Below are 1,115 nucleotides of genomic sequence, written 5' to 3' on the forward strand. Positions count from 1 at the left end.
TCAGTATCGTTTGGCAGAACATCAATCGTCACTGGCGTGTCTTCGTCAGTGACAGCGGTATCATCTTTTGCCACTGGTGCGTCATTGACTGGTGTGACATCGACGTTCACCGTGGTGGACTCCGATACCCCACCCGAGGTAACGATGTAGGTGAAGCTGTCTGCCCCGTGGTAGTTGTCGTTTGGCGTGTAAGTGACGCTGCCATCTGGGTTGACCGAGACCGTGCCGTTGGCTGGACCGTTGTTGGTATCGAGCGACACCACTTTGTCGTCGCCTTCAAACGTGTCGTTACCTAAGACCTTGATGATGGTTGGCGTGTCTTCCACAACCGTCGCTTTGTCTGCCACGATGTCCGCCACAGGGGCTACCGTGAAGTTCACCGTTTGGCTGACGCTTTCGCCGCTTGGATCGGTGGCAGTAAAGGTTAACGCTTCTGAGCCGTTCCAGTCTGCGGTTGGAGTGAACGTAGCAATGCCATTGACGATCACCACTTGAATGTTGCTGTTGCCAGAGACACTAAACGTTAACTCACCATCGGCGTTATCCACATCGCTGAAAGCGGTATTTAGATCGATGCTGTATGGCGTAAAGTCTTCTGCCAAGGTTTGGTCTGCAATGCTGCTTTCAACCACAGGCGTGTCGTTTACGGCATTTACGGTGACGTTGACCGTCGCTTGATCAGTCAGTGCACCATCGGTCACGGTGTAAGTGATTTCAGCATCGCCATGGAAGTTCTCAGCCGGTGTGAAGACCAGTTTTCCATCAATAATTTCGACTTTACCTTGGTCACTCGGCACAGACGCCGAATCAATGCTTAACGTATCGCCATCAATGTCGGTGTCGTTTGGCAGAACATCAATTGTCACTGGCGTGTCTTCGTCAGTAACAGCTGTATCATCTTTTGCCACTGGCGCGTCATTCACTGGTGTGACATCGACGTTCACCGTGGTGGACTCCGATACCCCACCGGACGTGACGATGTAGGTGAAGCTGTCTGTACCGTGGAAGTTGTCGTTTGGCGTGTAAGTGACGCTGCCATCCGGGTTGACCGAGACCGTGCCGTTGGCTGGACCGTTGTTGGTATCGAGCGACACCACTTTATCGTCGCCTTCGAA

Annotated in this window: 1 protein-coding gene; it reads right to left on the reverse strand. The window is 52.8% G+C overall.

The window, feature by feature from the left end; all coding sequences use genetic code 11:
- Positions 1 to 1,115: tandem-95 repeat protein (locus R7Z78_RS24635; protein ID WP_169643782.1), on the reverse strand; the 1,115-nt coding region annotated here is incomplete at both ends.

This window comes from Vibrio sp. 1167 (genome assembly GCF_033340375.1).
Classification (GTDB): Bacteria; Pseudomonadota; Gammaproteobacteria; order Enterobacterales; family Vibrionaceae; genus Vibrio; species Vibrio alginolyticus.